This window comes from Acidobacterium sp. S8 (genome assembly GCF_009765985.1).
GTDB lineage: Bacteria > Acidobacteriota > Terriglobia > Terriglobales > Acidobacteriaceae > Alloacidobacterium.
Genome location: NZ_LMUM01000033.1, coordinates 33,990 through 60,045, shown reverse-complemented (window position 1 = coordinate 60,045; position 26,056 = coordinate 33,990). Strand labels below are relative to the sequence as shown.

21 protein-coding genes are annotated in these 26,056 nt (G+C 56.1%); 12 read left to right on the top strand and 9 right to left on the bottom strand.

Annotated features, from left to right (window positions below; translation table 11 throughout):
* Positions 1-51: 51 nt before the first annotated feature.
* Positions 52-912 carry a PDZ domain-containing protein gene (locus GSQ86_RS15055; RefSeq protein ID WP_158750769.1) on the top strand — a complete coding sequence of 287 codons (861 nt, stop codon included), beginning with the start codon at positions 52-54 and terminating at the stop codon, positions 910-912.
* A 321-nt stretch (positions 913-1,233) separates the two neighbouring features.
* Here the strand turns inward: GSQ86_RS15055 and GSQ86_RS15050 are convergent, their stop codons facing one another.
* Entirely contained in the window at positions 1,234-2,775 is a 1,542-nt protein-coding gene (locus tag GSQ86_RS15050) for a S10 family peptidase (RefSeq protein ID WP_158750768.1), read from the bottom strand.
* 176 nt (positions 2,776-2,951) lie between these two features.
* On the opposite strand from GSQ86_RS15050, the gene GSQ86_RS15045 reads away from it, so the two are divergent.
* Positions 2,952-3,515, top strand: a complete 564-nt coding sequence (locus GSQ86_RS15045) for a hypothetical protein (RefSeq protein WP_158750767.1) — start codon at positions 2,952-2,954, stop codon at positions 3,513-3,515.
* On the opposite strand, the gene GSQ86_RS15040 is transcribed toward GSQ86_RS15045, so the two are convergent.
* The gene (locus tag GSQ86_RS15040; RefSeq protein ID WP_254062415.1) at positions 3,516-4,391 is read right to left on the bottom strand and encodes a creatininase family protein; all 876 of its coding nucleotides are present in this window, start codon (positions 4,389-4,391) and stop codon (positions 3,516-3,518) included.
* Between the two features lie 124 nt (positions 4,392-4,515).
* Here GSQ86_RS15040 and GSQ86_RS15035 point away from each other — a divergent pair, with 124 nt between their 5' ends.
* Positions 4,516-5,130 carry a nitroreductase family protein gene (locus tag GSQ86_RS15035; protein WP_254062414.1) on the top strand — a complete coding sequence of 205 codons (615 nt, stop codon included), beginning with the start codon at positions 4,516-4,518 and terminating at the stop codon, positions 5,128-5,130.
* A gap of 6 nt (positions 5,131-5,136) precedes the next feature.
* Here GSQ86_RS15035 and GSQ86_RS15030 read toward each other — a convergent pair whose 3' ends face one another.
* On the bottom strand, positions 5,137-6,591 hold the full coding sequence (locus GSQ86_RS15030; protein WP_254062413.1) for a hypothetical protein: 1,455 nt from the start codon (positions 6,589-6,591) through the stop codon (positions 5,137-5,139).
* A 44-nt stretch (positions 6,592-6,635) separates the two neighbouring features.
* Entirely contained in the window at positions 6,636-7,805 is a 1,170-nt protein-coding gene (locus tag GSQ86_RS15025) for a hypothetical protein (protein ID WP_254062412.1), read from the bottom strand.
* A gap of 145 nt (positions 7,806-7,950) precedes the next feature.
* On the opposite strand from GSQ86_RS15025, the gene GSQ86_RS15020 reads away from it, so the two are divergent.
* From GSQ86_RS15020 to GSQ86_RS15010, 3 genes are read left to right on the top strand one after another with little or no spacing between them, the layout of a single operon-like run.
* Positions 7,951-8,736: an ABC transporter ATP-binding protein gene (locus GSQ86_RS15020; RefSeq protein ID WP_158750763.1), complete on the top strand. Its 786-nt coding sequence runs from the start codon at positions 7,951-7,953 to the stop codon at positions 8,734-8,736.
* A gap of 3 nt (positions 8,737-8,739) precedes the next feature.
* Positions 8,740-9,489 (top strand): ABC transporter permease, encoded by a 750-nt coding sequence (locus tag GSQ86_RS15015; RefSeq protein WP_158750762.1) that lies wholly within the window; start codon positions 8,740-8,742, stop codon positions 9,487-9,489.
* Positions 9,490-9,492: 3 nt separating this feature from the next.
* Positions 9,493-10,107 carry a TetR/AcrR family transcriptional regulator gene (locus GSQ86_RS15010; protein ID WP_158750761.1) on the top strand — a complete coding sequence of 205 codons (615 nt, stop codon included), beginning with the start codon at positions 9,493-9,495 and terminating at the stop codon, positions 10,105-10,107.
* A gap of 11 nt (positions 10,108-10,118) precedes the next feature.
* On the opposite strand, the gene GSQ86_RS15005 is transcribed toward GSQ86_RS15010, so the two are convergent.
* Entirely contained in the window at positions 10,119-11,870 is a 1,752-nt protein-coding gene (locus GSQ86_RS15005) for an alpha-glucosidase (protein ID WP_254062411.1), read from the bottom strand.
* Between the two features lie 107 nt (positions 11,871-11,977).
* Positions 11,978-13,498, bottom strand: coding sequence for a hypothetical protein (locus tag GSQ86_RS15000; protein ID WP_254062410.1), 1,521 nt, complete (start codon positions 13,496-13,498; stop codon positions 11,978-11,980).
* A gap of 230 nt (positions 13,499-13,728) precedes the next feature.
* On the opposite strand from GSQ86_RS15000, the gene GSQ86_RS14995 reads away from it, so the two are divergent.
* From GSQ86_RS14995 to GSQ86_RS14970, 6 genes are all read left to right on the top strand, one after another.
* A complete protein-coding gene (locus tag GSQ86_RS14995) occupies positions 13,729-15,399 on the top strand; it encodes a trehalase family glycosidase (protein WP_158750759.1) in 1,671 nt (556 codons plus the stop codon).
* Positions 15,396-16,328 carry a carbohydrate kinase gene (locus GSQ86_RS14990; RefSeq protein WP_254062409.1) on the top strand — a complete coding sequence of 311 codons (933 nt, stop codon included), beginning with the start codon at positions 15,396-15,398 and terminating at the stop codon, positions 16,326-16,328. Before GSQ86_RS14995 ends, GSQ86_RS14990 begins: the two co-directional genes overlap by 4 nt.
* A 23-nt stretch (positions 16,329-16,351) precedes the next feature.
* Positions 16,352-17,701: a DUF2252 domain-containing protein gene (locus GSQ86_RS14985; RefSeq protein ID WP_174239980.1), complete on the top strand. Its 1,350-nt coding sequence runs from the start codon at positions 16,352-16,354 to the stop codon at positions 17,699-17,701.
* A gap of 9 nt (positions 17,702-17,710) precedes the next feature.
* Positions 17,711-19,651, top strand: coding sequence for a ribosomal protection-like ABC-F family protein (abc-f, locus tag GSQ86_RS14980; protein WP_158750758.1), 1,941 nt, complete (start codon positions 17,711-17,713; stop codon positions 19,649-19,651).
* 144 nt (positions 19,652-19,795) lie between these two features.
* Positions 19,796-22,606: a phosphoenolpyruvate carboxylase gene (locus tag GSQ86_RS14975; protein WP_158750757.1), complete on the top strand. Its 2,811-nt coding sequence runs from the start codon at positions 19,796-19,798 to the stop codon at positions 22,604-22,606.
* 108 nt (positions 22,607-22,714) lie between these two features.
* Positions 22,715-23,374 carry a hypothetical protein gene (locus GSQ86_RS14970; protein WP_158750756.1) on the top strand — a complete coding sequence of 220 codons (660 nt, stop codon included), beginning with the start codon at positions 22,715-22,717 and terminating at the stop codon, positions 23,372-23,374.
* A gap of 3 nt (positions 23,375-23,377) precedes the next feature.
* Here GSQ86_RS14970 and GSQ86_RS14965 read toward each other — a convergent pair whose 3' ends face one another.
* From GSQ86_RS14965 to GSQ86_RS14955, 3 genes are all read right to left on the bottom strand, one after another.
* Complete coding sequence (locus GSQ86_RS14965; protein ID WP_254062408.1) at positions 23,378-23,941, bottom strand: DUF1572 domain-containing protein; 564 nt, start codon at positions 23,939-23,941, stop codon at positions 23,378-23,380.
* Between the two features lie 26 nt (positions 23,942-23,967).
* Positions 23,968-24,666: a hypothetical protein gene (locus GSQ86_RS14960; RefSeq protein WP_158750755.1), complete on the bottom strand. Its 699-nt coding sequence runs from the start codon at positions 24,664-24,666 to the stop codon at positions 23,968-23,970.
* Between the two features lie 79 nt (positions 24,667-24,745).
* The gene (locus GSQ86_RS14955) at positions 24,746-26,047 is read right to left on the bottom strand and encodes an MFS transporter (protein WP_158750754.1); all 1,302 of its coding nucleotides are present in this window, start codon (positions 26,045-26,047) and stop codon (positions 24,746-24,748) included.
* Positions 26,048-26,056 lie beyond the last annotated feature (9 nt).

Below are 26,056 nucleotides of genomic sequence, written 5' to 3'. Positions count from 1 at the left end.
GTCCTTTTCATAAGAAAGTCCTACAAATAGGAAGGACTGATTGAAACGCACATGAAACACTTTTTGAGGCTGGGTTGGACGATTCTTGCAGCGGGGGGGGCGGTACTCTCCTTCGGTGCAGGAGAGTTAGCTGCGCAACCGCTTACTGTTGTTTTTAGCGAGACTCCTGCCTATCTGGCGCATAATCCACAAAGCTATCTGGGTATCAATACCCATGACATCGATAACGAGCGCGCCGCAGCCCTCAAACTTAAAGACAATCATGGCGCAGAGATCGTCACGATCGATCACGATGCGCCTGCGAATAAAGCCGGTCTAAAGCTTCACGACGTAGTGCTCGAGATGAATGGCCAGCGCATTGACAACGCCGATCAGCTGCACCGCATGCTGCGCGAGACGCCGCCGGGACATACAGCGAACTTCGTCATCAGCCGGGACGGGCAGCTGCAGAATATTTCTGTCGAGATGGCCGACCGCGCCAAGGTGGAAGCGGACGCCTGGGCAAAGCACTTTACCGTTCCTGACCCCAGCCAGGAGCCGGTGATGGACGGTCTTTCAGCGCCTTCTTCGCGCTGGTTTGGAAACGGTTTCTTCGGTGTATTCACGACAAACGGCCTCTATGTGGGCGCGGATGTAGATGTGTTGAGCACACAGCTGGCGAGTTACTTTGGCGTGAGCGATGGGACAGGCCTGCTGGTGCGAAGCGTCGATGACAACAGCCCAGCGTCCACGGCAGGGCTCAAGGCTGGAGACATCATCACCAAGGTCAACAACAGCAACATGGCTTCCCGTGCTGACTGGGTGAAGATCCTGCATAGCAATCGCGGTAAACAGGTGCAGCTTACCGTCATGCGCGACAAGAAGGAACAGAAGCTGAATATGCAGGCGGGTGAGCAGAAGAAGAAGGGTTGATTCAGATTGCTGATGTTTTGACTGTGTTCGGCATTGAATTGAAAAAATCCCGGGGCTAAAGCCCCTTTCTATTGTCCACTTATCACCGGGCCAAAGCCCGGTGCTTCTACCTTTTCTCACGCTCGTCCCTTCCATTCGTCCCCTTTTCATCTGAATGAAACTGGGCTTAGCTTGTTGAAGTCCCACCCTTTCGCAAAAAAGCGCGAAAGGATGGGGCACCCAGCTGTAAGCAGAAGAAAAAAGGTTGAGATAACCCCACCCTTCCTTCAGCTCAGGATGGGGCACCCAGGTCGTACTTGTATCAATCAGGTTGGCTTTGGATCAGTGTTTGTCGACCATATCCATCACATCTTTTCTCAGCTCAAGACGGCTGGATTCGCGCGTGTAGAACATGTGGCCGCCCGGATATTCATGCACGGCCACGCGCGTGGTGTCAGTGCCCATGAGCGGCATCTGGTTCACGGTGAGGACCGATCCCATGAAGGGGCAGGAAAGATCGTTCCATCCGTGGGCGATGATGACTCGCATCTTGGGGTCGGCCGCCACGGCCTGCCGAAGGTCTTCCACTGAGCCTTTGCGCAGTTCATCTCCGCCGTCCCACAGGCGGTTCACATCGAACGAAAGCGCGTTATAGCGGGCATCGACCTTCCATCCCACGGTGCGCGTCACAAAGTCGACCATGGCGGTTGTGCTCGGAGCGATGAGCGTTTCGAGCAGAGGATCGTTCGAGCGCTGATCGGGCGAGTAGGGGAATGGATCATACGCAGTCACGTTCGAGTCGTAGACGGAGCCTATTTTGCCTTCTTCGCGGAAAGCCTCGCGCAGATAAGCCCCGGTTTCGAGCCGTCCACCGGAGTGCTTTACGAACTCGGGATCGAGGCCGGTCATTTCGGTGACACGCTTAACAATGCGGGCGGTGGCTTCAGGATCGGTGCGGCCCCTGAAGAGATCGGTCGCGTACTCGCCGAAGGTGTACGCGATGACGTCGGACATGGCCTGCTGGGTAAGCTTGTGCTCTCGCTCCAGGTGCGCGGCGGTGATGGAGGGCAGCGTCACCATCCAGGGGATAGGCGACAGATCCCCATTGTCTTCGATAGTGGGGTTTAGATAAGGCGAGACCAGCACAACGCCGTTCATGGCCACGCCAAGCTGCGACTGCAGATAATGCGTAATGCGCGGGCCGCGGAAGCCGCCGTAGCTTTCTCCGACGAGATACTTGCGTGAGGTCAGGCGGTCATTCTTGACGAGCCAATCGTAGACGACGCGCGAAAGGTATTCGATGTCAGGCTCTGTGCTGTAGAAGAGCTTCTTGGCGTCGGCCTCAGGCACGGTAGCGCGGCTGAAGCCGGTACCAATCGGGTCGATGAAGACGAGATCGGTGAAGTCGAGCCATGTGCCGGGATTATCGACCAGCGTTGCGGGATCAGATGGGCTGTCGCCTTCATTTCCCACCTTGGCGAGATGCTTGGGGCCGATGGCTCCAAAATTGAGATAAACAGACGACGCTCCGGGACCACCGTTGAAGGCGAAGGTTACAGGCCGGTTGGCACCTTCGACGGTATAAGCCGTGAAGACCACCTTGCCCGCTTCTTTACCTTCTTTGTCGCGGGTTGGCAGCGTGCCCACGGTGACGGTGTAATGCAGCGTCTTGCCATTCAGCTCCATGGTTTGCTGTGTATGTGCATCGGCTGGAAGCGGGAGAAGGCCAGGCTTATCGGATTTGTCGGTTTTGTCGGGAGCAGCTTTGTCGGCAGGCTTATCTTTATCAGCCTGAGCATGTGCGGGCAGGCAGGGAAGCGCGAGGAGGCAGACGGAGGCGAGTGCCAGCGCGCTGCCAGCATTGCGAATCTTTTTCAGGTCCATGTGAAATACGATACATGCGCATTCCCAACAGACATAACTGCTGCGTTCGCCGGTGCAGGGAAAGAGCCGGAATGCAGGGACCTGTAAATCGACAGAGATAAATTTCCGCAACGGACGAGCAGTATGTCGCGTCTAGTGGATGTTTTGCTGATTTCACTAGCGAGGTCTCTTGCTCTATGCGCTCTGTTCGGATTTCGATCCTCTTGTCCGGCATTCTGCTTTGTCCGCTGCTGCTTATGGCGCAGATGCACCGCCCGCGTCATTCGCGGTATCCAAACTCGCCCTCGAACGATCCTCAGCTTGAAATTCCGACAGACCAGACGCAGTCATGCTTTACTCCGGAGAGCAACGTAAACGGTTATGAGCAGTTTCAACAGTTCGATACGTTTCCTCAGCCGGCGAGCCGGGGCTATTTGTGTATCCATATTCCGCCCGGACGGACTTTTGTGATCGATCATCTCTTTGCCGAGGCCGATTACGATGCTCCATTGCCGACAGATGCGGAGTGGTACCTGGATACAGCTGTGGGCCGCTATGAGCAGATGACGGGATTTGCCGCCGCTCGTGTCGGCTCATCCACGCGCTATCCGCACTATGTGCTTTCGCAGCCAGTGCACCTGGGTGTGCAGGGAGGCACGACGGTGACGCTGATCATGCATAGCTATTTTGTGGGCAATGACACATCCATTGGAGAGACGCCGGGCACGGCCAGCCTCTCGCTGAACGGGCATTGGGAATAGCTATTGCTTCGGATCGAGCGGGTGCTGAGATTTCTCGAAAAACTCGTTCTGTAATGTCAGGCTGGTCTGGTCGGCTTTAATGGAGCGGATCGCTCCCGCGAGATCGCTCACGTAGGCTTTCATGTCGGCCTGGCCGAGTTCCTGCGTGGCTACGCTTCCGTCTCCTGAATAGTGGTTTGGAAAGCGTGCGTACCACCAGATGCCGGTGTAGACATCATCGGGGAGATGCAGGCGCGCCTGATCGGCGCCCGATTCCTGAGAAGCGCGATCCTGATGTACGAGGTCGGGACGGGAGACCATGGTGTGCGCAGTTTCCGATTCTCCTGCGTGCATATCGACCGTGGAATGTTCGGCGGGGCGGCCGGGATAGCGTGCGTGCCAGCGATAAATGTAGACGACATAATCATGCGGCGCCTGCAGCTGCGATTGCGCGAAGTAGGGCAGCAGGTCCTCATTGCCGCCGTGACCGTTGACGATCAGGATCTTTTTGCAGCCGTTGCGCGCCATTTCATTCGTGGTTTCCTGCAGAAGCTCGAGTTGCATATGCATGCTGTAGGAAAGGGTGCCGGGCTCGTGTTTCGCCTCGGCAATCTGTCCAAAATAGTAAGGCGGAAAGATGACCGCATATTCCTGCGCGGCAGCATGCTCGGTGACATAGCGGACGTTGATGAGATCTGTTCCCAGCGGCAGATGCGGGCCGTGTTTTTCGATGATGCCGAAGGGCAGCAGGCAGACTCCCTGTGCGTTGTGGATGGCGGTGATGAAATCAGGACCGGTAAGTTCTTCCCATTTGGGAGAAAGATTGTTTTGCGTCTGGGCAAAGCCTTTGAGGAAGGTAAGAGCGAGCAGACACAGAGCCAGATATTTGATCTTCACGGCAGAATCTCCTGAGAAAGCCCATGATACAGCGAAAGAAATCGGATTTTCACGATGCATGGAAGCCTTCGCGAGCCATGCGGAATCTAAAAGGAGGAGAATATTCCTTGGAAGGAGTTTTACCGTGCCGCATACACCCGAAGAAGTCGAAAAACTGAAACACGCACCTGCAGTACCCGGAGTGGAAGATGTTTTCCTGCGCCGCTGGAGTCCTCGCGCCTTTGCTGATAAAGACGTTTCCACCGATGATCTGAAGAAGGTCTTTGAAGCCGCGCGCTGGGCACCGTCCTCTTACAACGAGCAGCCGTGGCGGTTTTTCGTCGGACTGCGTGGCGATGCAACTTACCAGAAGATCTTTGACTCGCTGGTTGAGTTCAACCAGGGTTGGGCGAAGAGCGCGCCGGTACTGATCCTGACTGTGGCGAGCAACAAGTTCCTGCAGAACGGAAACCCGAATTACCATGCGCTGCACGATACCGGCGCTGCGACGATCTCTCTCGCGCTTGAGGCCACAGCATTAGGGCTGCATGCGCATTCCATGGCCGGCTTCGATCACGGCAAGGCACGCAAGGCATTCAATGTTCCCGCGGATTACGAGGTGGGAGCCGTGACGGCGCTCGGTTACTTCGGCGATCCGGCGACGCTGCACGACCAGATGCGCACCAATGAGGAAGCTCCGCGGCAGCGCAAGGCGCTGGCAGAGATTGTGCTCGCAGACTGGGATAAGCCTGCTCTGTAATCAGGCTTACTGCACCTGGGCATCAAAGGTTGCGGTTTCGACTGTGCTGCCGTGCTTCATCTGGACGAAGATACGGTAGTTGCCGGGTGTGGGAAATCCATAGGGAAAGCTCACCGTGTTGGGGATGGATTCCGAGCTCCCGCTCATGTCCATTCCTGGCATGTCTTTCATGTCTCCCGAATTGTTTGCGGAACTTCCGTTCTGCGACTGCGCCATCATAAGCGCCGCCATTGAAACCGATCCTGACGGATGAATATGGGCGAAGACGGTGCCATCAGTCTTTACAAACGCGGCGTGGCCTACCATTCCCATGTAAAGCTGCATGTCTTTAGGGGGTTGGTTCTGCGCATCGAGCAGGGTAAAGGTAAAGTCCTCTGGTGCCTTCGCGGTGAAGGTTACAGGACGCTTCCATGTCATGGTGTAGCCGTCGGGCAGCTTATAGCTTGGGCTGAGTTCCGTTCCGCTGCCATTCCATTTGAGCGAAGTGGCGGTTCCTTCGGCGTCGTCTCCGGCGAGAGCGCGCCCCTGGATGAACGGCACTTTGATCGAGGTGACGAGGGTCTCGGGAAAGCCGTTGGCATGGACAACATCAGCGTAGAGGTGGTAATCGCCTGCCGGCATGGATGGGAGCGTTAGCCGAAAGTCACCTGTTTCTGCCTGATCGGGATGCAGATGATACACCACGTCCATGGCTGGCCAGCGTATGGCGTAAAGGTGCATCAAGTGGTTGTGGTCGGGAACGAAGTCATCGAGCTTACGAGCGCTGAGCCAACCGGGATCGGTCATTTTTAGATCGAGAACATCATTCGGTTGCAGGGTTGCCGTCATCTGCAGCGGCTTGTAGATGTTCGAGGCGTAATCTGCTGCTTCAGCATTCCACCACTTACCGCCGAGAATCACGCCAAGCACGAGAATCGCTAGTGTAACTGTCATCGCTACATAAGCGCGGCGGCGGTTTTGAGGCGGCGCTTTTTCGCCCGGTTTGAGCTGGGCATCGCGCGCTGCTGCGCCGACAATGCCTACCATGCCAAGAACAAGAATGACGCCGAGTGCGGCCAGCATGAGGCCCATGCCATGCTTCATCTTGCGGGTGGCAATCGAGGTAGCCGGGACCGGAATGGACAGCACACCCGGACCCTGGCTGCCATCAGCTGAAAAGCGTACCTGCCAGGAGCCGGTTGCCATGATCCAGAGATGACCGGTGAAGAACTGGGCATCGCCCGAGGGTCGGGTCATCGTATCGGGAACGGGCGGATGCTTCGAGGCCTCGCCCGTCAGCAGCATGGGTGTGATTGTGATTTTATCGACGCCAGGTGTGCTGGACCGCACCTCGATTTCAGCAACACCGGGAATGACGAGCGGCGGACGTATAACGACAAAGAGTTTGTAGGGGCCGGCATCGCCCTGGGCATATACGTCGGGGCTGCCGACATGCGCGCTCACGGGCAAAGTACAAAACAAGGCAAGAAAAATTCCGAACAAGTATGGCGATTTGAAACGCTGCATCAACGTTGTACCTTTCGCATCCATTTGCCGAGCGCGAGTCCGAGCCACGTGCTGAGTGCGGCGTACACCATCGCGAGGAGAAGACCTTTCCACAGGGCGAAGCCGTGATCGACATCGACGAACTGCCGAAGGGCCACATGTGACCAGGATGGCGTGCCGTAGTCGAGATAGCCTGTGCCGAAGAAGCGGTTTTTTGCCGCTGCAGTCATCAGGAAGCTGGCAAAAGGCCACTCTGCGGCTACGAACGAGAGCACGAAGACCGGTCCTGCGATAAGCGAAACCATCCAAGACTTCCATGTCTGGGTTTTATCGAGCAACAGGTCCATGAAGAACGCCGGAACGATAAGCAGCAGCGGGAAGAGCGGAGGAATGAATTGATGGACCGGCTCATAGACTGGCCCCAGCTTGGGCTCAGCGGGAAAGAGCGGCAGGATGAGTATCAGTCCAATGATAAAAAGACTGTAGAAGGCCGCTGACAATGTCGCGGCCCAGCGATGGCGGGAGCACTCCCACAACATGGCAAAGTAAGTTGGCACGCCGAGCGCAACGACGATGTAGGCGGCCGAAGAGTGCAGCCTGATGTCCCACGTGTATTGCATGCGGAAGAACATGGTGAGCACGAGCATCAATCCGCCGAGGTAGACAAGAAGCCACTGGAGCTTCTTGAAGAGCGCGCTGTCGGCGCGGTTCATGGCTGCGGCGATCAGGAAGAATGAGCCGACTTCGACGGCAAAGATGCCGAGCATCAGCAACGTGTGCGGCGGACTCACGATCTTTACGTCGAGACCGTAGGCGCTATGCCACCAGTTGTCGAAAGGCGCGGAGGTGAGCATTGCGATTCCGCCCCATGCCGCAAGAAACGCACCTAAGGGTGCGCGGAAGCCGAAGACGCTCACCGATGAAGCGAGAAGTTCCGGCACGCGACGGAAGGTGGTATTCAGGATCAGGTAGCCGCAACAGATTCCGGCGAGAACACCGCAGGCATAGATGGCCAGGTGCGCGGGCGTCCAGAAAGTGTCGCGGCCGATCGAGCGGTGCCATGAGACATCCCAGTGGGCGCCGATGGTGACCGAAGTGACAGAGAGGGCAGCGCACCAGAGATACCACGGAATACGGCTGGAGCTTCCGGCTGCGTGGAAGGTTGATTCGGCTGTCGTAGTCGCTGCCATTGTTCATGCCTCAGTAATAGCGTTTCTGCGCTCAGAATACGCCTTCGCGCGTTGAATTTCCGTCAAATTGGCGTCGATATCACGAAGTCCTTCTTGACAATACTAAACTGTACCGTACAGTATTGGATATGCAGGAAGGACTTCTATGATCCGTGTCGACAACCTGGTTAAGACGTTTGGCGACTTCACCGCCGTGAAGGGTATTTCGTTTGATGTAAAGCAGGGGGAGATATTCGCTTTTCTTGGGCCGAATGGGGCGGGTAAGACCACGACCATCAAAATGCTGACCACCCTGCTGAAGCCGACCAGCGGAACGGTTGAACTGGACGGGCTGAATCCCATGCTCCAGCAGAAAGAAGCACGGCAGCGCTTCGGGATCGTCTTTCAGGACCCGAGCCTCGATGGCGAGCAAACCGCTTACGAAAACATGGAGCTGCACGGCGTTCTGTATCATGTGCCGCGCAAGGTGCGCACCGAGCGCATCGAGTCATTGCTTAAACTTTTCGAGCTTTGGGATCGCAGAGACAGCTATGTGAAAGAGTTTTCCGGCGGCATGAAGCGCCGACTGGAGATTGCGCGCGGCTTTCTGCATACGCCTAAGATTCTGTTTCTTGACGAGCCAACGCTGGGGCTCGATCCGCAGAGCCGCAATCAGCTGTGGTCGCACGTGAAGCGGCTTAACGAGACGGAGAAGACGACGGTCTTTTTGACGACGCACTACATGGATGAAGCCGATCGCGTGGCGCATCGCATCGCCATCGTCGATCACGGGCAACTGATTGCGCAGGGAACCTCGGCCGAGCTGAAGGCGAGCACCAACACGGAGTCGCTCGAAGAGGCGTTTCTAGCGCTTACTGGCGAGTCTCTGCGCGATGAGAGCGCGAGCACCGCGGAAGGCATGCGCCAGATGGCGCGGATGTGGAGGAGGTAGAGGATGAGCGCGATTTATATTCTCTGGCTGCGCGAGCTGAAGCGTTATACGCGCTCTCGTGTGCAGATCATCGCTTCGCTGGGTCAGCCGCTGCTCTATCTGCTGGCGCTGGGCTTCGGACTTGGACCGGTTTTCGAACGCGCAGGCAACGGCAGCTATGTACAGTTCATTGCGCCCGGCGTTGTGGGCATGTCAATTCTTTTCATGTGCATTTTTTCCGGCATTTCCATCCTTTGGGACAGGCAGTTCGGGTTTCTCAAGGAAACGCTGGTAGCTCCTGTGTCCCGCATGCAGATCATGCTGGGGCGCACGCTGGGGTCGGCGACGGTCGCTACATTTCAGGGCGTACTGGTCTTCATCATCTGCCTGATTGCCGGGCTGCGTCCGCATAACTGGGCCACAGCGTTGCCGCAGGCATTCGTATTCATGGCGATGGTGGCCATTACCTTTGCCGCGCTTGGAACCGCGTTCGGATCGGTCATTAAAGACATGCAGGGCTTCCCCATCGTAATGAACTTTATGGTGATGCCGATGTTCTTTTTGTCGGGTGCGCTGTATCCACTCTCGCATCTGCCATCAGTGCTGACAGTGATTACACGCCTCGATCCATTGACCTATGGAATCGACGGGCTGCGCGGATCCTTGACTGGGGTGTGGCACTTTAACTTCGCTTTGGACGTTGCTGTAATGGCATTCATCGCGGCCGCATTTCTGAGTCTCGGCGCATACTTCTTTTCGAAGATTCAAATCTGAGCAATGGCACGAACGAGAAGCGCTACCGTACACCGAAACATACTCGAGGCCGCGCTCCATCTCTTTGCCGAGCGCGGCATTGAAGCGACAAGCATGGACGCCATCGCCGAAGCGGCGGGTGTCAGCAAGGCGACCATCTACAACCACTGGCGCGACAAAGATAAGCTCTGTCTTGAAGTACTTGGTTACTTGCACGGAGTCGATGAAGAGCCTCCGGTCTTTGATTCAGGCGACCTGCGCGCAGACCTGATTGCGCAACTCAACTACCAGCCTGCCGCCCATCGCAAAGAAATGAAAGAGCGGATCATGCCGCACATGATCGCTTATTCCGCGCGCAATCGTGCGTTTGGAGAGCAGTGGCGATCACGCGTGTTAGAGCGGCCTCGGGCGCAGCTGCGCGAGATGATGAAACGCGGCATCGCTCAGGGAAGGCTGGCCGAGTCCCTCGATCCTGAGGTCGGTATTGCACTGCTGATCGGTCCGATGCTTTATCGGCATGTGTTCATAAGCCGGTTTGGGGGGAAACTACCTGCTGACCTGGCTCCGTACGTGGCAGATGCCTTCCTGGCTGCATATGAGGTGAAAGAAAAGCCTGCGCGGAAACGCAGGCTTTTATGATGATTCAAGTTTTACTGCACTTGTCCCATGTAGACACCGAAGGGCGGCAGTTGAACGTTGTCGAGAGACGAAGGATCGCTCGATCCCGGAGTCTTCATCAATGTCTTTGCCTGCTTGCCGGTAATGCCCTGCGATGACAGATCGAAGCTGACCTTCTGCGGTTGCGCGGTAAAGTTGCAGGCGATTACCACCGCCGGTTGTCCCGGCGCGACACGTAGCCATGAGAGCACATTGTTGTCGCTGGTGTTCAGCATGACATTCTTGCCATCTCGTAATGCAGGCGTGGAGCGGCGGAATTCGATGAGCTGCTTGTACCAGTTCAACATTGAATCGAAATCCATCACCTGATTCTTTACGTTCACCGTTTTGTAGCTCGGCGGAATTGGCAGCCACGGCGTCACGTTAGCAGCGGTGAACCCGGCGTTTGGGCCATCATCCCATTGCATAGGAGTGCGCTCACCGTCGCGGCCCTTGTTTTTGGGCCATCCGGTTAAGCCAACAGGATCTTTCACATCTTCTTTGCGAGTAGGAGGTGTGGTGACCATACCGATCTCATCGCCGTAATAGAAGAGCGCGGTGCCGCGGGTGGCAAACAGGATCGTCGCAATCACACGGCCAATATCCTGATTATGCGTGCCGTCGCCATAGCGGTCCCAGCGCGGGTTGTCGTGGTTGTCGAAGACGATCATCGGCTCATCGCCGTTGACATCGTTCTGCACTTCGTCAATGCGCTTGCGGAAGAGACTTACATCGAGCTTGTTGATGAAACCGATCTGCATATCCATGGGAAGCTGCAGTTCGTCGTCGTTCGCGCCATACATTTTCTTCAGATCGTTGATGCTGTTCAGATACGTCTCACCGATCAGGACAACGTCGCGACCTTTGTAACTGTCGGCAACCTGCCGCAGCTGGCGTAATACGTCATGTACTTCCGGCAGGTTGTTCGTCATGGCGTCGTCCAGTTGCGTATCGCCGTATTCGTTGATTTTGGTCTTGCCGTTCTCGTCTTTTACGGCAACGTCGTCACGCCACTGCGGATCTTCAAAGAGCGTGGTGATGGCATCGAGACGAAAGCCGGCGACGCCACGGTTAATCCAGAAGCGCTCCACGTCATACATGGCCTTGCGTACCGCAGGGTTATTCCAGTTCAAGTCGGGCTGCTGGATGTAGAACTTGTGGTAGTAATACTGGTTTGTTTTCGGGTCGAACTGCCATGCCGAATGGCCGAAGTCGGATTGCCAGTCGTTTGGAGGCTGGCCCGCGCCTTTGCCGTCACGCCACACATACCAGTCGCGCTTTGGATTTGTCTTCGAGCTGCGCGATTCAATGAACCATGGATGCTTGTCGGAAGTGTGGTTGAGCACGAGATCCATGATGATACGAATGTTGCGCTTTTTCGCCTCGGCGACAAGGTGATCGAAATCTTTCAGCGTACCGTATTGGGGGTCGATCGCTTCGTAGTTCGAGATGTCGTAGCCGAAGTCGACTTGGGGGGACGGGTAGATCGGAGAGAGCCAGATGGCGTCGACGCCGAGAGTCTTCAGGTAATCGAGACGCCGTGTAATGCCATTCAAATCGCCGATGCCGTCGTCGTTTGAATCCTGAAAGCTGCGCGGATAGATCTCATAGAGCACCGCGCCTTTCCACCATGGCTGCGCCGAAGAAGCTGCGGCCGGTTGGGTTGCAGCTGTCTGAGCCCACAGGCAGCTGCTGATGGCAAGCGCCATGCCTGCGCAGAGATGTTTGATCGAAGCGCGTTTCATCGTGTCCCTCCAGGAAGTACGATGCATCGCATTCTATTGGCTCCGACGCGATGCTGATGATCACGTCACAGAAACTAACACATCCCGCGGCAGGCTTGCAGGACGGACTAGTGCTTGTTTTTGTCGGAAGAGTTATCGCCGCCGTGGTTATCCTTGTCCTTGTGGTGGAAGTCTAACCCAAACTTCGGCGCCGAGCGCGTTCCGGTGATCTGGATGGGCACTTCCGTGCCGGCGCCGTCCTTCGAGAAAAACGGATCGGCCGGCTTTAACAACACGGATTTCCATCCCGTCATGAGCTGCGAAACCTTTGCTTTCAGCCTGGCGTTGCCGTGAAAGTCAAACTGATTTCCATCGAGGCTGTAGACGCCATTGAGAGCAATATCAGCACCAGGAACGTTGTACTGAAGGCTATTGAATGTCAACTTGCTATCCGCCAGCTGAAATTCGCCGCGCATCTGAGATGCGATCGCATCGGGATTCTGCTTGTCGATATTCTTTGCTTCCTTTGCTCTGTTCTGGCTGCGCAGGCTCAGTTCGTCCACCTTTTCCTGCACTTTGTCGTTGGTGAAAGTGGCGTTAGTGACCTCGAATGTCCCTTTGAGGTGCAGCTTCTGCGAGACGGAAATCTTGCCGGGAGGGAGAAAGAATTTCGTCTTGAGCTTCAGGTCTCCGTCCATGATGGGCGGAACGGTCTTGACAGCCAGCCGCAACATATCTTCGATTCGAGCTGGACCTACGGTGACATCGAGGGTGAGATTGTGGCCACCCTGGGGTATGCGCACAAAATCTCCAACTGCAATGATGTGCGAATGTAGGAGCTGGGCGTTTACCGATTGAAGGTGGGTGTCACCATTTGTGCCATCGACGATGGCATGAAATTTTGTATGCAGCGGCATGGGATGATTCGCGGAGTCGAGGCTGAAGTTGGGGGTGTCAGTTTCACCGTCGACCACAATGTGATTGAGAGTCCCGTCGTATTTTCCTATAGAAGATAACATGCCGCCGATGCCTTTGATGGTATTGAGATCAGCATGGCTGAAACGATAATCCCCGCGCACCGGTGAATCGCCAGGATGGTGTGCATCAAACGGACCAAAATAGCCGGTTGAATCAATATTGCCGATAGGCTTGGGATTGGTGAGTATGGCGTGAAACTTCATCGGTTGCCCCGCGCCCACGGACTGTAGCGTTATATGGCTGATTTCGAAGTTCATCGGCACTTTGCCCGGCTTATTGGTGGCGAGCACGAGAGATGCCCCATCCACCTCTATCTGGCCGACGAATATCTTGTTTTTACCGTCACCGGCGCTTCCATTCAGCTTAGGAATGTTCTGGCGCTGGTCTTTCGACGGCATCTGAATATGCATGCCCTTCAGATTGACCCTATCGACATACATTGGCGCGCGCAACAGGCCTTGCCAGGTAGTGCGGAAGGAAAATTCGTCGACCGCGAAGAGCGGCTTGTCCATATCGAGATCATTCGGAAACAACTTGAGGCCGGAGCCCGAGACCTGAAAGCCGGCCAGAAAATGAACATGAAAATGATCAAGCTCGACCCTGCTATCGAAACGGTGGCTCAGAGCATCAATGACTCGTGCACGCAGAATCGGTTCTGCACGGCGCAACATAATCTCCACAGCGATGAGTCCGGCAATGACAAGGACTAAAAAAATGCAGCCTGTCCATAGCAAGATACGCTTTAAGCGGCTATTCTTCTTGTTTGTTGGCTCAGGACTGGCGGCTTGCAGACGATCTTGATCTTGCACGTTAGAGCCTTTCAAGAAATAAGTACGGGTGTGTTATGGGATTAGAGGCATATTCTCGTCGGTGCGTTGGTTCAAATCGCATTTGTTCAGTAATGAAACATGGCTTTGTTACGACCGCGATCCTGGCAATTTGCCAGACTGTTTTGCCTGCGCAGGTAACCACCGGCGTGAAGCCACCGTCGGCACCTGCCGCCGCAAACATCGACCAATATATACACCGTGCATGGGACACCTTGGCAAGATCAATGATCGACTGCAACTCATTGATTGACCCAAAACTCAAAACAGCGCCAGTTCTCTATCTCCCGCAGGAGATTGCGGAACCGGCACAGGTGAAGGCATTGCAATCGCAATGCAAGGTCGATGTGGAGCGGCTTCCGCGTCGCATTACACATATCGGCGATATCGACCCGCGTTCCATCAAAACTCCGGGCCTTCTTTATCTTCCCAATAAATATGTCGTACCCGGTGGCCGTTTCAACGAAATGTACGGCTGGGACAGTTACTTTATTCTGCTGGGACTGCTTCGCGACGGACGCGTTGATCTGGCGCGCGGCATGGTGGAGAACTTCTTTTTCGAGATTGAGCATTACGGCAGCATTTTGAACGCCAACCGCACATATTACCTGACACGCTCGCAGCCTCCATTTCTCTCTTCGATGATTCGCGATGTGTATGAGGCGCAACTTTCTGCAAATAAGGGAGACAATAAGCAAGCCGAAGCGTGGCTGGCAAAAGGATATGGTTTTGCCACGCACGATCACGATTTGTGGCTGAGTGATTTTCATCGTGCCGGAGATACCGGCCTCGCAAGATATTTCGACCTTGGCGAAGGTCCCGTACCCGAGCAGGAAGACGACAGCACATATTATCCGGATGTCATTCGTTGGCTGCTGGCGCATCCAGATATGCACACTGACTATCTGGTAGATGGCCCCGACAAGCCCGATGCAGCCGAAGAAGCGAAGCTGGCCAAGACAAGCTGTGATGTGAGCATCTCCACCGTATGCGCGAGAGCACATCTCGACGGGCACTGGCTCTCCGCCGATTATTATCGCGGAGATCGCGCGATGCGCGAGTCCGGTTACGACCCAAGTTTCCGCTTTGGTCCGTTCAGCGGGTCAACGCATCACAACGCGCCTATCTGCCTGAACAGCCTGCTCTATAAATATGAGCTCGATTTGGCGTGGATGGCCGACAAACTGGGCAAGCCATCCGAGGCAAAGCAGTGGAATGAGCAGGCGGAAGCGCGCAAAGCTGCGATCAACAAATATTTGTGGAATGCGAGTGAAGGAATGTATTTCGATTACGACTATATGGAGCATCGGCAATCGACATATCGTTACATCACGACTTTCTTTCCGCTGTGGGCTGGCGTTGCCGATGACCAACAGATCACGGGGTTGAAAAATGCACTCCACTGGTTCGAGCAGCCAGGTGGGATGGCGATGAGTACCTATGACTCCGGTACACAGTGGGATCTTCCTTACGGCTGGGCTCCTCCATCATGGATCGCCATTGCCGGCATGCAGAAAGTCGGCGACGTGGAGGATGCAAGGCGGCTATCGGAAAAATTCAGCGCGACCATCAAGAGTAACTTTGATCGTGATCACACCATCCGCGAGAAGTACGACGTCGTACATGGCTCCTCGCAGCTCGATGTCGCTACAGGCTATAAGACGAACGAAATAGGTTTCGGTTGGACCAATGCGGCCTATCTGGAGATGCAGCAGCTGCTGGCCGACACAGGAAGCAAACAGTGAACCAGGACGCGAAGCTGATCGTTGGCCTGGGAGAGCTGCTGTGGGATCTGCTGCCAGGTGGAAAGCAGCTCGGCGGAGCACCTGCTAATTTCGCGGTGATGTCAGCACGCCTCGGAAACCATGGTGTGATTGCGAGCCGCATCGGGCGTGACGCCTTGGGAGACGAAGCGCGCGCGGTGCTCGCATCCTTTCCTGCTGATAACAAATTTCTCCAACAGGACGATGAGCATGCTACGGGAAGCGTCTCAGTCACGCTGAAGGATGGGCAGCCAGAGTATGTGATACATGAGCCGGTAGCGTGGGATTTTCTCGACTACTCCCCGGCGTGGGCGGACTTATCACGCCGTGCCGATGCTGTTTGCTTCGGAACGCTTGCGCAGCGACACGAGGTTTCTCGCACAGCGATTCGTTCTTTTCTGCAGGGAACTTCCGGCCAGTGCGTGCGGATTTTCGACGTGAACCTGCGCACCCCCTTCTATCACGCAAAATTACTGGAAGACTCTCTTCAACTGGCTACGATCGTTAAACTGAACGAGATAGAAATGCCGATCGTCATGTCGTTGCTTGGCCTCACGCAGAATGCCGGATCGGATGAAGAATCACTGTTAAGATGTGCACGGCTGCTGCTCGATAAATTTCCTCCGCAGCTCATCTGCATCACCATGGGTTCACAGGGCAGTCTGCTGGTCACGCGAGAGGCTCATCACCGCCACCATGGAATTCAAACGAAGGTAGCGGATACCGTCGGCGCTGGAGATGCGTTTACCGCTGCGCTGGTTCATGCCTATCTAAGAAAAGCTTCTCTGGCGCTGTTGAACGAAGCTGGAAACCGTTGGGGATCCTGGGTTGCGTCGCAGAAAGGTGCGATGCCTATGTTATCTGAAGAGACACGCGTGGAGATTGAAGGGCGAATTCAGCAGGCGCAGTAGCGTGCCGCCCTCGAAAGAGATAGATGGCCGAGATACTGAACAAATTATCGAAATCGCAGGAGCGGCGGGCGATTGGCCAGTCGCGCCGCAAACAGCTGCGGCGGCAGGATCACTGTCAGTGGTGCTCACAGGAGAGGCGGCATGATCCCATCGCTCTCCTCGAAGAGTCGATGCGTGGGCGTGTGTCTTCGCTGGTTGCACTAAAGTACGAGCGCATGGTCGTGTCGCCCTTCGGTTTCTTTCGCGGCGCCGTGCCTATCATGGCTTCGGATTTATCGCTCCTGCCGCATACCGGCATCGTGAACCAAATTTGCGGTGATGCGCATGTACGCAATCTTGGAGCCTATGCGGCTCCCGATGGCCGACTTGTCTTCGACATCAATGATTTTGACGAGACTATCCGCGGACCGTTCGAGTGGGATCTGAAGCGACTTGCCACCAGCCTGGTGCTGGCAGGTCGTGAGATCGGCATCAGGAACGCTCAGTGCGAAGAAGCGGTACATGCGTTGATTGCCCGCTATCGAAAGTATGTCGAAATGTTTTCGCACATGCCAGTGTTGGAGATGGCGCGTTACCAGATACATCGTCTGCAGCGTATCAACCCGGTTTCGACAGCACTGCTTAAAGCCGAGCGATCGACTCCCATCCACACGCTCGAACAACTGACGATTCCGGAGATGAAGCGCGGCCAGGAAACCGGCAGGCGCATCTTCAAGGAAAGCAAGCCGCTACTGGCGAGGCTTTCTTCGTCGCAGGTGCAAGCGGTACTCACGTCGCTCCGGGAATATAAAAAAGACCTGTTGCCCGAACGCCAGCATTTCTTTGTGCAATATCAAGCCGTGGATGTGGGATTCAAAGTGGTGGGAACCGGGTCGGTGGGCCTGCGCGATTATCTCGTTTATCTGGAAGGTAATGGCCGAGGCGACCCGCTCTTTCTTCAGATTAAGGAAGAACCCGCATCGGCTTATGCGAAATACCTTGAGTATCATGGGCCGCATCACCAGGGTCAGCGTGTGGCCGAAGGCCAGCGAGCCATGCAGTTCCTGTCCGATCTGTTTCTGGGATGGACCACCATCGGTCATCGACAATATCTGGTGCGACAGTTGAACGACCATAAGGCCAGTATCGAGATGGATGACCTGAGAGGTACCGGACTGTTGGAATACGCGGAAATGTGCGGCGAATTACTGGCGCGCGGACATTCGCGCTCCGGAGACCCGTGCATACTGGCTGGATATATCGGTAACGGCAGGCGCTTTGCTGAAGCGATCGTGAAATTTGCCGAGGCCTACGCCGATCAGACGGAGCGCGATTGGGAGGCGCTACGCAGATCGCGGCATATGCCGAAGAAACCCGCGCGCAACGCCAGCTAAAATAGATGTATGCTGCAACTCGCCGGCGCCGGTAAACGATTCGGCCCGAAACTCCTTTTTGAAGATGCCAACTGGCTCATTACCTCGAACGAGCGCACGGCTCTGGTCGGCGCCAACGGGACGGGCAAATCGACCCTGTTGAAGGCGCTTGCTGGTCTCGATACGCTCGATTACGGCAGCTTGCAGCGCACGCGCGGCATGAGCATCGGTTATCTGCCGCAGGACGGGCTCTCGCTCTCCGGACGCACAGTATTTGAAGAGTGCCTGTCGGTCTTCGACGAGCTGCGCAGCATCGAGCAGGAGTTGGAAGGCCTGGCTGCATCTCTGGCGGAGCTTGATCCCGACACCAGCGCCTACGCTGCAGTGGCCGAACGTTATTCCAATCTGGGTGCGAGATTCCATGCGCATGATGGCTATGCGCTCGACGCGCAAGTAGGCTCAGTGCTGGGCGGGCTTGGCTTCGGCAAAGAAGACTGGTCGAAGGATACGAAGGAGTTTTCCGGAGGCTGGCAGATGCGCATCGCGCTCGCCAAGCTCCTGCTGCAGAAGCCGAATCTGCTCCTGCTCGACGAGCCCACAAACCACCTCGATCTTGAAACCCGCAATTGGCTCGAGGAGTATCTGCGCAGCTATCCGAACGGCTTTATCCTCATCTCGCACGACCGCTACTTTCTCGATGTGACGGTCAACAAGATCATCGAGATATGGAATAAGGGCCTGCACGTGTACTCCGGCAACTATGAAAAGTACCTGCAGCAGAAGCAGGAACGCCGGATACAGCTCGAAGCAGCCTATAAGAACCAGCGTGAGCGGATAGAGCATCTGGAAGCTTTCATCAGCCGATTCCGTTATCAGGCGACGAAGGCAAAGCAGGTGCAGAGCCGCATCAAGGAGCTCGAGAAGATTGAGCGCATCGAGATTCCGCAGGAAGAGCAGGCGATACACTTCACCTTTCCGCAACCGCCTCCATCGGGCCGCACCGTGGTGGAAGTTACCGGTCTGAGCAAGAGCTACGGCGAAAAGCGAGTATTAAACGATGTCAGCTTTACCATCGATCGCGGCGATCGCATTGCACTCGTCGGTGCAAATGGCGCGGGTAAATCTACGCTCATCCGCATGCTCTCCGGGCAGGAAGCGGCGACGTCAGGCGTCTTGCGGTTAGGACACAACGTGCTGCCAGATTATTTCGCTCAGGATCAGTACAAGGTTCTGGATGCTTCGTCGCGGATGCTCGACGATATCGGCCGCATCGCGCCACGCGTGCCGGAGACCGATTTGCGCAGCTTGCTCGGGTGCTTCCTCTTCTCCGGTGATGATGTCTTCAAGCCGCTTGGCGTGCTCTCTGGCGGCGAGCGCAATCGCTATGCCCTGGCGCGGATTCTTGTCAGTCCGGCCAATTTTCTTCTTCTTGACGAGCCAACCAACCACCTCGATCTGCGCGCCAAAGATGTACTGCTGGAGGCGGTGAAAAAATTTACCGGCACCGTTATCTTCGTTTCGCATGACCGCTATTTCATCGATCGGCTGGCGACCCGTGTTTTGGAGGTAGAAAGCGGCCACGTCCATGTTTATCCGGGCAATTATGAAGATTATCTGTGGCGCAAAGAGGGCCGCGAAGTGGCTCCCCTAGCGGCAATACCTACATCGATCGTCGTCGTAGAAGAAGTCGCCTCTGTATTGCCCGTCCCCGCCGAGAAAGAGAAAGTTCGCCGCCTGAATCCCATTCGGCTCCGCCAGATGCAGGAGCGGCTTGCGTTTGTCGAGGAAGAAATTCCGCGGGTCGAGGCTTCGATTGCAGCCACAGAAGAGTCGCTCGGCATTTTCGTGAGCGCCGAAGAAACGGAACGGTCAACTCAGCTGCTCGCATCCCTGCGCGAACAGCAGAACGCGCTCACGGCCGAATGGGAAGAGCTGATGTTACAGCTGGAAGAGCAGCAGGTGAACAGCTAACAATGCAATGCTCGGCTATTTAAGAGAACCATTTCGAGCATTGCGAAGAACCCTAGGGACGTGAAAATGGCGAAACGCTCATGATTTTGCTATAAGCGCGAAGCGCGTGTGCGTGGACGGCTAGTACTCCGGCATAATCAAAGTATGCCCCTCCTTTGGAAACCCGAAAGCTGGTCGCAGCGTCTGGCCGAACTTGAGGCACGCACCGGCGACTTAAAAGAGGCCCCCTTGCGGCGCGATGTGCGCTCTCTGGGCATGCTGCTGGGAGAAGTGCTGCGCGAGCAGGCTGGAGATTCTCTCTACGAAAAAGTTGAAGAGCTGCGTCAATCCGCCATTCGCCGCCGAGAGGCGCAGGCTGCGGGCCAGATCAATGAGGCCGAAGACCTTTTGCAGCAGACGGTGCTTGGCATTAGCACATTGCCCGTCGAGCAGGCTTATCCGCTGAGCCGCGCATTTGCGTTTTATTTCGAGCTGATCAATCTTGCCGAAACAAACCACCGCAAACGCCGGCGCCTGTCGCTGCAGCTCAGCGGCAAGGGGTCGAATCAGCGCGGCTCGCTGCGAGGAACCCTCCGCGAAATGCGGCGGGTCGGCGTCACGACGACCGAAGCTCTCGATTGGCTTCGCCGCATCTTCATAGTGCCTGTGTTTACGGCGCATCCCACCGAAATCGCGCGTCGCTCCGTCCTGTTTAAGAGGCGGCGCCTTGGCGAGTTCCTGGAGGATCTGGACCGCATCCCTGTGCCTGACGAAGAGATTTTGCGACTTCAGGAGCAACTCGTTGCGGAAATTACGGCTCTATGGCAGACCGATGAGGTGCGCAGCCGTCGCCCGACTGTCGGGGATGAAATCAAGATGGGACTCGATTACTACGATGTCTCCATCTTCGCCACGCTGCCAAAGCTCTATGAAGAAGTCTCCGCGGCGCTGGCCAGCGAGTACGGCCTAAGCCTCGACATGTCCGATCTGCCGTTACTGCTTGGTTTCGGCTCATGGATCGGCGGCGACCGCGACGGCAATCCGTTTGTCACGCCAGATGTGACCCGCGAAGCGATCCGCGCGGCCCGGTCACGCCTGCTCGCCCATTATCAGCTCCAGGTACAGTTGATCATCGATCTGCTGACAACATCGGCGCAGCAGTTGCCGATCAGTGAAGAGCTCAGCAAGCGTCTGCACGGATATATGGCCGAGCTTCGCACCGGCACACTGCAGATCTTCGGCGCGCGCTTTGAGTTCGAACTGTATCGCCGCTTTATGGTTTGTGTGCATGCTCGCCTGCTGCGTACAGCCGGTGAAGCCGCGACAGATGCTGACAGCCTGGAAACAGCGCTTACTGCTCTGCCTGCATACTGCAGCGCGCAGGAATTTATCGATGACTTGAAAATTCTGCGCCGCAGCCTGGCGGAAAACGAGGGGCTGCGGCTGGCGCAGACTCTGATCGATCCGCTGATTCTTTTGGTTCGCACATTTGGTCTGCACCTCCACACGCTCGACATTCGCCAGCACGCCAAGCTTCACAAGAAGGCGTTGCAGGAATCCTCCGAATGGTGTGCAGGTAATGCCACGGTCGTACCGCAGGGTCTAAGCCCTGAAAGCGCGAACGTAATCGAGACATTCCGCACGATTGCTGAAGTCAAGGCGGGCTGCAGTCCGGAGGCGATCCGGCAATACGTCATTAGCGGCGCCAGCTGTGTGGAAGACGTGCTTGGAGTTCTATGGCTGGCCCGTCTTGGTGGCGTGGAACCTGCCGCTAATGGCACTGATCCCGGCCTGATGCCTGTGCCGCTCTTCGAGTCGATTGAAGACTTGCGCAACGCGCCAGAAGTCTGCCGCACGCTGTGGAATTTGCCCGAATACCGCACGCTTCTTGCCTCGTGGAACAACACGCAGGAGCTCATGCTCGGATATTCCGACTCGAATAAAGACGGCGGCATGCTCACCAGTACATGGGAGATCTTCCGCGCTCATCGCGCTCTGCATGACGTGGCCCGTGAATGCGGCGTAAAGCTGCGTCTCTTCCACGGGCGAGGCGGCACCGTCGGGCGAGGCGGCGGCCCCACCCACCGTTCCATCTACGCTCAACCCGTTGGCGCTTTTGAAGGTCAGATTCGCGTTACGGAGCAGGGCGAGGTGCTCAACTGGAAATATGGCGATGTCGTACTGGCCGAGCGTAATTTGGAGTTAATGATCGCTGCCTCGCTTGACGCGCTGGCGCGGCCCAATGCAAAGGATCCGAATGGCCATCAATCCGGTGTCTTGCTGCCGGAATGGGAAGCCGCTCTCGAAGAGCTGTCGGAAACAGCTTTTCACTTCTACCGCGGTCAGATTATCGATGACCCTGAAGTGTTGAGCTATTTCGAAATAGCGACGCCGGTCGCAGAGCTTGAGCATGCGAAGATCGGCTCCCGCCCCTCGCGCCGCAGCGGCAAGCGCAGCTTCGCCGATCTTCGCGCCATTCCGTGGGTTTTCGGTTGGACGCAGAGCCGCCAGCTTGTACCGGCGTGGTTCGGCGTAGGCTATGCCATCGAGCAGTATTCCAAAAAGCCGGGGGGCGCAAAGCTCCTGCGCGACATGATGGTCGAGTTTCCGCTCTTCATCGATTTGATCCGCAACGTGGAGATGGCTCTGGCGAAGACGGATCTCGGTATTGCCTCGCTCTATGCGGCGCTGGTTCCGGATGTGGCTATGCGCAAGCGCGTCTTCTCAAAAATCGAAGCCGAGTTCAACCGCACTCTCAATGCCGTGCTCACCGTGACCGCGCAGAAAGAGCTGCTCGAAAACAATCGCATGCTGGCGCATTCCATACGATTACGCAATCCGTATGTCGATCCTATGAGCCTCATCCAGGTCGATCTGCTGCGGCGTAAACGTGCAGGCGAGGATACGGATGAGATCAATCGCGCCATTGCGGGGACCATCAACGGTATTTCAGCGGGACTGCGAAATACCGGTTGATTCCCGAATCAGCACTGATGGAAAGCTGGAGTTCCAGATCGGGCCGGGCAGGAGGAATTCCTCTTTCCCGGCCTACTTTCCATGACTCAAGCGTCATACACTCGGCGCATGAACACGCAACCGCCCCTCGAAGACATCAATGCCATCGCAGGCCGCTTCCGGGCCTGGGCCGGCGCACAGCCTTCGGCTACCCCAACGTATGGCATACGTGAACTCACTTACGAAGAAGCCGTTCGCCCAAAACAGCGGCGCGCCAGTCTGAAAGTGGCTCCATCAAAAAAAGCGGAGGCAGCGGCGACTTCAATGCAGAAAGCCAGGATCTCTCCTAAAGCAAAATTGGCCAAGCCAGCAAAGCGTACTGCGGCCCCGCGTCACACGCGTCGAGATGCGCAGTCGGGCAAGCAAACTGAAAAACTTGTCGCAAAGCCTGTTTTTCGCCATGTACTCGCAGATACTGTTGCCATGGTTCCTGCGGTGGCACGGCCACTGGCAGTGGAGTCGCGTACCACCGCACTTTCCCTGCGGATTTCATCCGCCGAGCATGCTCTTTTCAAAGAACGCGCAGCCGAAGCTGATGTATCAGTATCCGCGTACCTGCGGCAGTGCGCCCTCGAAGTGGAAGCGCTCCGTACCCGCGTTAAACAACTGTCCGCAGCGACTAATCTGCCGCCGATATCTATTCCGCAGCGAAGTGCGACAGGCACATTTGCTCAATTCATTCGCGGCATTTTTGGTATGAAAACAACAACAATGCGACTTCGCGCCTAAGCGTTATCGCTGGCTCGCCTCGCCTGCGCGAACCCGCTGGTTGAAGACTTCCGATTGGCGGCGCGGCACGCTCAGGCACTTCCAGTCGCTGCCCTTGAAGTGCTTCGCGAGAAAAACAATCTGTCCGCAGTGGTAGGCATAATGTGCCACCTGCCGATTGATCGCCTGCATTACCGAGTGCGCTTCGCCTCGAATGGTAATAGTGCGCGGCAGATCTTCGTCCGTAAGCGACTCCAGTGCGGAAAAAAGCCGGGACCAGCCGTCTTCCCAAAGGCGCATGATCTCCTCGCGTGTTGCCGGTGGCTCTTCGAATTCACTGTCACGATTGCGGTCCGGCTTTTCGCCATCGCTGGTGAGAAAATCCGTCCAGCGCGAACGCATATTACCGGCCATGTGCTTCACAATGACCGCAAGTGAATTGCTTTCAGGATCGATCGCCGCCAGCAACTGCTCCTCGCTTGCTTGTGTCAACGCCGCCTCCGCCAGACGTTTGAACTGGCGAAAGAGTGCCAAAGTGTCTTTTACGTAAGAGGTTGTAAATTCGAGAGCCATGGTTTTTCGATTCACAAGTCGTTCTTTTGCGTCTAAAAATTTTATTCAGCCTGCACCGTCGTAGCCTTGTTGTGCTGGAAGCTGACCGACCATTTCTTTCCGCCTGCATCGTAGGTCACACTGCGGTCGCCATAGCTTGACGAATCCGATTGTTGCATCACGCCCAGCGCCATGGCGGTCTGTAGTTCGTTCATGCCAGCCTTAGGTTGATGTTGATCGACTGCCTGCCACACATCGGCGGGCCAATGCTTGTACAACTGATGCGGATCATCGTAGTAGAAAACGTCGTCACAATAATATGTCGAGTCGGAACCCTGCTCATAACCGATGGCGGTCGCATACTGCTTCGCATCGCCCGGCATGGTGAACACGGCGTAAACCTGTTTGTCTCCATGCGGCACGCGGCTGACAAGGCCCGCAGGCGCTTTCGCAAGAACGACGTCTTTGATGTCCATTGCCTGAATGCTCGGCAACACACCTGCCTTATGGGCAAAGACGACGCTATGGCTCGAGTAGGGGTAATAGTCCAGCTCATAGCCGGCCTGAATCCAGATCGTCTTGCCGATTAATGTCTTTGCCGATTTCAAATCATCGATATAAAGCTTGCGCGGCTGCACTACATCATCGTCGGTCAGCGGACGATCCTGCCGCTGATTTTTTACCACAACAGGTTCATGGCGCTCTTTCCACACAAAATAAACGCGGATGCCAAAAATGGCAGCGACAAGGAGCGTAGCCACACTGATTTTTTGCCATAGTTTCATATGATTCGGTCCCTTGCTCTGAACTCTTTGCTTGGATGCAATAACGTCTGCGGCGTTACAACTGGCGCACTTGCTGTGCAGATTGCGCGCGATCCAATTCCAGAAGCGCTTCTGGCGTAAGCTGGTCAGCGCGCCGCAATTTTGGGAACATCAGGCTCCACGCCCCTGTGACGATAAGTGAGCCGATTCCGCCAATGACCACAGCCCGCACCGCTCCCCACCAGGAGGCAGTGACGCCGCTTTCAAATTCTCCCAGTTCGTTCGACGCTCCCACAAAGAGCTGATACACGGCGCTGACACGGCCTCGCATCTCCTGCGGTGTGGCCAACTGCAGAATGGCCGACCGGATCACCACGCTGACCATATCCGATGCGCCCACCAGCAGGAGCGCAAACATCGAGAGCAGCACATTTCTTGAAAGTCCAAACAAGATGGTAGCCACGCTGAAAATTCCCACGCAAACAAACATCTGCGCTCCTGCACGGCGCTGAATGGGCCGCCAGGTCAACCACATCGAGACGATCAGCGCACCGATCGCAGGTGCGGCGCGCAGCAGGCCCAGCCCACGTGGTCCGGTGTGGAGTACATCCTGAGCAAAGATCGGCATCAGCGCCACCGCACCACCCAGCAGGACCGCGAAGAGGTCCAGCGAGATAGAGCCGAGTAGAATCTGCGTATTCCAGACGTAGCGAAGACCAGCCAGAATTACATCTGCCGAGGCAGCACGGTGCTCCATGCGCCCGGGCCTGACTTTCAATGAGAGGACAAGAAAAAGAAAGATAAACAGGGTGACAAGCGCGAAGAGAAAAACGATGCCGGCTCCAGCCAGACGCCCGCGCAAGGGCAGCGTATAAAGTATGCCTCCCAGCGAAGGGCCGGCAACGTTGGCGATCTGGAATGCCGTCGCTCCCCACGTCACCGCATTTACAAAATGTTCTTTCGGTACGAGGTGCGGAATTAGCGCCGAGCTGGCAGGTCCACTGAATGCTCGCCCACATCCCACCACAAAAAGTATCGAATAGATTGGCCAGACGGTGCGCAGTCCATGCCACGCAAAAAGAACCAGCGCGGTGGTGCAGAAGACCTGCAATGTGTAGCAGACCAGAATCACCAGCCGCCGGTCGAAGCGGTCGGCCACATGCCCGGCGGGGAGCATGAAGAAAAATCCGGGTAGAAAGAGAAGAAGTCCCGTATAGCCGAGATACAGCGCGCTGTGAGTGATCTGATAAACCAGCCACGCCACTGCCAGTGCCTGCGCCTCGGCTCCGATAATCACGAGCGTACGCGCCAGTTGATAGCGGCGAAAATCTCGAGAAAGAAATGCTGCTGCGCCTGAGCTGAAAGATCGGTCTGGCATTCGTATTCG

What these genes read in the sequence shown, in the direction of transcription:
- GSQ86_RS15055 (WP_158750769.1), top strand. Translation starts at nt 52, where the DNA reads ATGAAACACTTTTTGAGGCTGGGTTGGACGATTCTTGCAGCGGGGGGG.
- GSQ86_RS15015 (WP_158750762.1), top strand. Translation starts at nt 8,740, where the DNA reads ATGAGCGCGATTTATATTCTCTGGCTGCGCGAGCTGAAGCGTTATACG.
- GSQ86_RS15025 (WP_254062412.1), bottom strand. Translation starts at nt 7,805, where the DNA reads ATGGCAGCGACTACGACAGCCGAATCAACCTTCCACGCAGCCGGAAGC.
- GSQ86_RS15020 (WP_158750763.1), top strand. Translation starts at nt 7,951, where the DNA reads ATGATCCGTGTCGACAACCTGGTTAAGACGTTTGGCGACTTCACCGCC.
- GSQ86_RS14975 (WP_158750757.1), top strand. Translation starts at nt 19,796, where the DNA reads ATGCCCCTCCTTTGGAAACCCGAAAGCTGGTCGCAGCGTCTGGCCGAA.
- GSQ86_RS14970 (WP_158750756.1), top strand. Translation starts at nt 22,715, where the DNA reads ATGAACACGCAACCGCCCCTCGAAGACATCAATGCCATCGCAGGCCGC.
- GSQ86_RS15045 (WP_158750767.1), top strand. Translation starts at nt 2,952, where the DNA reads ATGCGCTCTGTTCGGATTTCGATCCTCTTGTCCGGCATTCTGCTTTGT.
- GSQ86_RS15050 (WP_158750768.1), bottom strand. Translation starts at nt 2,775, where the DNA reads ATGGACCTGAAAAAGATTCGCAATGCTGGCAGCGCGCTGGCACTCGCC.
- GSQ86_RS15005 (WP_254062411.1), bottom strand. Translation starts at nt 11,870, where the DNA reads ATGAAACGCGCTTCGATCAAACATCTCTGCGCAGGCATGGCGCTTGCC.
- GSQ86_RS14955 (WP_158750754.1), bottom strand. Translation starts at nt 26,047, where the DNA reads ATGCCAGACCGATCTTTCAGCTCAGGCGCAGCAGCATTTCTTTCTCGA.
- GSQ86_RS14985 (WP_174239980.1), top strand. Translation starts at nt 16,352, where the DNA reads ATGGCCGAGATACTGAACAAATTATCGAAATCGCAGGAGCGGCGGGCG.
- GSQ86_RS15010 (WP_158750761.1), top strand. Translation starts at nt 9,493, where the DNA reads ATGGCACGAACGAGAAGCGCTACCGTACACCGAAACATACTCGAGGCC.
- abc-f (WP_158750758.1), top strand. Translation starts at nt 17,711, where the DNA reads ATGCTGCAACTCGCCGGCGCCGGTAAACGATTCGGCCCGAAACTCCTT.
- GSQ86_RS14995 (WP_158750759.1), top strand. Translation starts at nt 13,729, where the DNA reads ATGAAACATGGCTTTGTTACGACCGCGATCCTGGCAATTTGCCAGACT.
- GSQ86_RS15000 (WP_254062410.1), bottom strand. Translation starts at nt 13,498, where the DNA reads ATGTTGCGCCGTGCAGAACCGATTCTGCGTGCACGAGTCATTGATGCT.